At 47.0% G+C, this 5,041-nt stretch carries 4 protein-coding genes; all 4 read left to right on the top strand.

All coding sequences use genetic code 11. From position 1 onward, the window contains the following. Positions 1 to 564, top strand: a 564-nt coding sequence (locus B3O33_RS07470; RefSeq protein ID WP_292363317.1) for a DUF4390 domain-containing protein, incomplete at its 5' end; no start/stop codon positions are given. After that, a complete protein-coding gene (locus tag B3O33_RS07465) occupies positions 549 to 2,708 on the top strand; it encodes a sensor histidine kinase (RefSeq protein ID WP_292363316.1) in 2,160 nt (719 codons plus the stop codon). The genes B3O33_RS07470 and B3O33_RS07465, both read left to right, overlap by 16 nt. Positions 2,709 to 2,710: 2 nt before the next feature. Continuing rightward, the gene (locus B3O33_RS07460) at positions 2,711 to 3,985 is read left to right on the top strand and encodes a sigma-54-dependent transcriptional regulator (RefSeq protein WP_292361170.1); all 1,275 of its coding nucleotides are present in this window, start codon (positions 2,711 to 2,713) and stop codon (positions 3,983 to 3,985) included. A gap of 9 nt (positions 3,986 to 3,994) precedes the next feature. Beyond that, positions 3,995 to 5,041: Trk system potassium transporter TrkA (trkA, locus tag B3O33_RS07455; protein WP_292363315.1), on the top strand; the 1,047-nt coding region annotated here is incomplete at its 3' end.

Below are 5,041 nucleotides of genomic sequence, written 5' to 3'. Positions count from 1 at the left end.
GCTAAACGTCTTCTGACGTCTGTTTTTTTGGTCTTTGTATCAGTGCAAACTGTACACGCGGAAGTTTTTCGTGTTGAAGAAGCTCGGACATCTCCAGCAGGCAATGGTTATCTATTGAATGCCAATATCAGTTATCCACTGAATCCCCGTGTAAAAGAAGCGCTATACAATGGTGTCCCTATAACGTTCGTGCAGGAGATTCAGCTCATCAGGATCTATCCTGTTTTGGGTGAATGGTGGCAATGGCGCAGCAATATCTGGTCAACCGAAATCCGTTACGTTTTGCGTTATCACGATCTCTCCCAACAGTATTTACTGCACTCAATGGAAACCAAAACGCATCGTAATTTTCCGACGATGGAGAGCGCGCTGATGGGTATGGGGGTGATAAAAGATTTCAGCTTACCCCCTCAGCATACCCTCGATACGCATAACCTAGTTCTCAGAGTACGCAGCCAGATTGATTTGAACGCCCTGCCGTCACCGATGCGGCCCGGCGCATTTCTGTCCAGCAAATGGGATTTAGCCAGCGAATGGTATGAGGTGGCATGGCCTTCCAACTAATCAGGGGACTCAGCTCAGGAACTGCACCGTATTTTTCACTGGCCTTGCTACTGTTAGTTCTGGCCTATTTACTCAGTGCGGCAACTCAGGATACCTCACGACTCAGTGACTTGTTTCTCTATATTTTCGGGCTGGGGCTGGTGTGCCTTTTATTGCTGGCCGGAATTCTGGCCCGTGGGTTATATCGGCTTTACCGGGATTTTAAACGCAAAGCACCGGGTTCCCGACTCACACTGAAACTGGTCAGTTTGTTTGTATTATTAATCGTCGGCTCAACCAGTATTGTTTACGGATTCTCTGTCCACTTCCTGCAACGCGGCATTAACAGCTGGTTTGATGTAAAAGTTGAGCAAGCTCTGGAAGATTCTCTTGAGTTAAGTCGCAGCGCTTTTGGTATACGTATGCGTACTTTACTGCGACAGACACGAATGATGGCGGGTGTATTATCAGAATTGCCAGACACCCGTCTGACCAATAGTCTGCGAGAGCTGGTGCAATTGAGTGGCGCCCTGGAAATCAGTATCTGGAATATGAGTGGACAACTAGTGGTTTCCAGCATTGAAAACCCGGCCATTTTTCTTCCCCAAGGTCCTGATGAATCGATTGTGCGCCGTTTGCAGCAAGGCGAAGACTATATAGGTCTGGATCCAGCAGCAAATGATGAACTGGAATTACGGGCTGCAGTAATGTTACCGCGTAAATCGATTCTGGCCGAAGAACGGTTTTTACATGTGGCTTTTCCGGTCAATGAACACTTGAGCTCCCTGGGCAAAAATGTTCAGGATGCCTACACGGATTACAAAGAGCTGAGCTATTTACGCAAACCGTTAGTCACCATATTCACCCTGACACTGAGCCTGATAGTATTTTTGACCATGCTTGCTTCAATCTGGTTTGCAGTATGGATTTCAAGACGTATGGTTCAGCCGCTACAGGAACTGGCTGCAGGAACCCAGGCCGTCGCTTCTGGTAACTACAATATGCAATTAACCGCATCCGGACATGATGAGATCGGTTTTCTGGTACGTTCATTTAATCAGATGACGCAACGCCTGACGCAAGCCAGAAATGCCTCCGATAGAAGCCATCGGTTACTGGAACAGCAAACCAGTTACCTGACGACAGTACTTGGCAGCCCGTCAAGCGGTGTTATTACCATTGATAACGATCTGTATTTGCGTACCGCCAATGTCGCCAGCAGTAAAATACTTGGCGTGAACTTGCAGCAACGATTGGAAAGCTCTCTGGATACATTGGGCAAAATCAATGACAACCTGCATAGCTTTTCCCTGTTAATACAAAACTACACATTCAAATCAGTTGCCTGGCAACAGCAGATAGAACTGCAACAAACCAAGGGACGTCAAACACTGATGTGTCACGGCACCCCTTTACCGGCTGACACGGGCTGGGTTATCGTGTTTGATGATATAACGACATTGCTTCAGGCACAGCGAAATGCAGCATGGGGCGAAGTGGCCAGACGTCTGGCACACGAAATCAAAAATCCGTTAACCCCAATCCAATTATCTGCCGAGCGCTTACAACACAAGTACGCTTCATTAGTGCCACCGGATCAAACAGAGACATTACAAAAACTCACTGATACGATCGTGCAACAGGTTGAAGCCATGAAAGATATGGTCAACGAGTTTTCTGATTATGCCCGCAGTCCCGGATTACAGCTGGAAAAAGTCTCCATCGGCGAATTACTCAGAGAAGTATTGACCCTGTATCAAAGTCATTCCAATCATCAATTCACTTTACTGAACAGTCCAACAGAGATTCCTATCAGGCTTGATAAAAACCGGATGCGACAGGTATTCCACAATTTACTGAAAAATGCCATTGAAGCCAGTGAAGAAGCGGACAAAGCTGTGGATATTGTGATCAGTTATCACGTTATCATTCAGCAACATATGCCGTGGTTGGAAATTACCATTAATGATCAGGGGCCGGGTTTTCCCCAGGAAATGATCGATAAACTGTTCGAGCCATACGCTACCACTAAAATAAAAGGCACCGGGCTGGGACTGGCAATAGTAAAAAAAATCATCGAAGAACATGGCGGGGATGTTTGGGCAGAAAACCTTAACCCCGAAGGAGCAGGTATAATAATCCGGCTACCACTGGAGGAAGATTAGGCGTGAGTACTGAAAAACCACTTATTTTAGTTGTAGATGATGAGCCTGATATCCGTGAGCTCATTAAAGATATTCTCGAAGATGAAGCCTACAGGGTCATCACGGCAAGTAATGGTGAGGAAGCGCGTCTGATCTTTACCCAAAAACAGCCACAACTGGTGCTGCTGGATATCTGGATGCCTGATGTAGACGGTATCAGCTTGCTGAAGGAATTTAAGCAACAAAATACAGGTGTCACCATTGTTATGATGTCAGGGCATGGCACTATCGAAACGGCCGTAGAGGCTACCCGCTCCGGTGCCAGTGATTTTATTGAAAAACCCTTATCCATGGCAAAATTACTACGTGCAGTGGAATTAGCCATTGAGAACCGTGCAAAACAGGCTGCTCAGCGTTATGAGTTTGCTTTAGAACCGGTCGGTAAAAGTGCCAAAATGGCGCAGCTGCGTGAACAGGCCGAACGTGTTGCCGGGCATGAAATGCCGATATTACTGATTGGCGAAGGTGGCACAGGGAAACATTGTTTTGCCTATTATCTGCACAGATTAGGCTTATATAACAACGGGAAATTCATTGAGTTCAGTCCCGAAAGCTTCCCGCTTGATAGCCACAAATTGATTTCACTGGCTCAGAACAACACGATCTATATCAATGATGTCGCTTTACTCAGTGACGAAGCTCAAGCTTTGCTATTGCACTTGCTGGAAAGTGGCCGTCTCAGAGAATGCCAGTTGATTTGTGCCACCCAGCAGGGACTGGACAAGGTTATTGCTCGTGGAGACTTCAGTGAAGGTCTGTTTTATCAACTTAATACCATCACGTTACAATTACCCGCATTACGGGACCATGTTGAAGATATACCCGAACTGGTGCATTTCTTTGTTGATCAGCAGACCTCACAAGCGGATTTGCCCTATCGCCGTTTTACCGTAGCGGCTCAGAACCGCTTACGAAATTATGCCTGGCCAGGCAATGTACTGGAATTAAAAAATGTCATTCAACGGTTGTTGGTATTTGGCGATTCTGATGATATTGATGTCGATGATGTGGAAGCGGCTTTGCTGGCCGAGCAACCACCCCAGGCGGATGACGTAACCGGTATCAACTTTGATCAACCCTTGCGTGAGGCACGCGAACAATTTGAACGGATTTATTTACTGCAGAAACTGCAGGAAACCGATGGCAACGTGGGCAAAGCCGCTAAATTAGCCGGTATGGAACGCACCCATCTGTACCGGAAGTTACGGGCGCTGGGCATTGATAGTAAACAAGTTTAAGGATTTGCAATGAAGATTCTAATCCTCGGCGCTGGACAGGTTGGTGCCTCCGTTGCAGCTACTCTCGCCCGTGAGGATGATGACATTACCTTAGTTGATACAGACGCCAATAGTCTGCATAAACTTCAGGATCATTACGATATTCGTACTATTCAAGGTCTTGCTTCGCATCCGGCCGTATTAGAACGAGCAGGAGCGGCTGATGCCGATCTGGTGCTGGCTGTGACCAATAGTGACGAAACCAATATGGTGGCTTGCCAGATATGTCATACGCTGTATAACACACCCACCAAAATTGCCCGGATTCGTGCTCCTGAATATCTTACAAAACCAGAACTTTTCAACAATGAAGCCATTGCTATTGATGTGCTGATCAGTCCTGAACAGCTGGTCACCGACTACATTGAAAGATTAATCAGTCATCCTAATGCCCTGCAGGTTCTGGACTTTGCTGATGGCCTGGTGCAACTGGTTGCTGTCCGAGCTTTTCATGGGGGGCCTTTAGTCGGTAATCCGCTGCGCGAACTACGAAAACATATTCCAAAAACCGAAACCCGGGTGGCGGCAATCTTCCGTAATGGCAAAGCCATCCTGCCGGAAGCCGAAACCGTCATCGAAGCGGATGATGAAGTATTTTTTATCGCCGCCAGCAAAGATATCCGCTCGGTGATGGCCGAATTACGACGACTGGAAAAACCGTATAAACGCATCATGCTGGCCGGTGGTGGCAATATCGGTATCCGGTTGGCCAGAGCGCTGGAAAACGACTATCAGATCAAAATCATCGAAGCCAATAGCGATCGGGCAGATTATTTATCAGAAGAATTATCCAAAAGTATCGTCCTGTTAGGCGATGTCGCCAATGAAGAGTTATTACTCGAAGAAGAAATTGATAAGGTGGACTTATTCTGCGCACTGACCAATGATGATGAAGCCAATATCTTATCGGCAATGCTGGCGAAGCGCCTGGGTGCCCGCAAAGTATTGTCATTAATCAATCGTGCCGCGTATGTGGATCTGGTTGAAAGCGGCACCATTGATATTGCACTGTCTCCC

This window comes from Methylophaga sp. UBA1464, from assembly GCF_002325665.1.
In the GTDB taxonomy this organism is placed as follows: domain Bacteria; phylum Pseudomonadota; class Gammaproteobacteria; order Nitrosococcales; family Methylophagaceae; genus Methylophaga.
The sequence above is the reverse complement of the archived record's forward strand: the minus strand, read 5'-3'. Positions and strand labels throughout refer to the sequence as shown.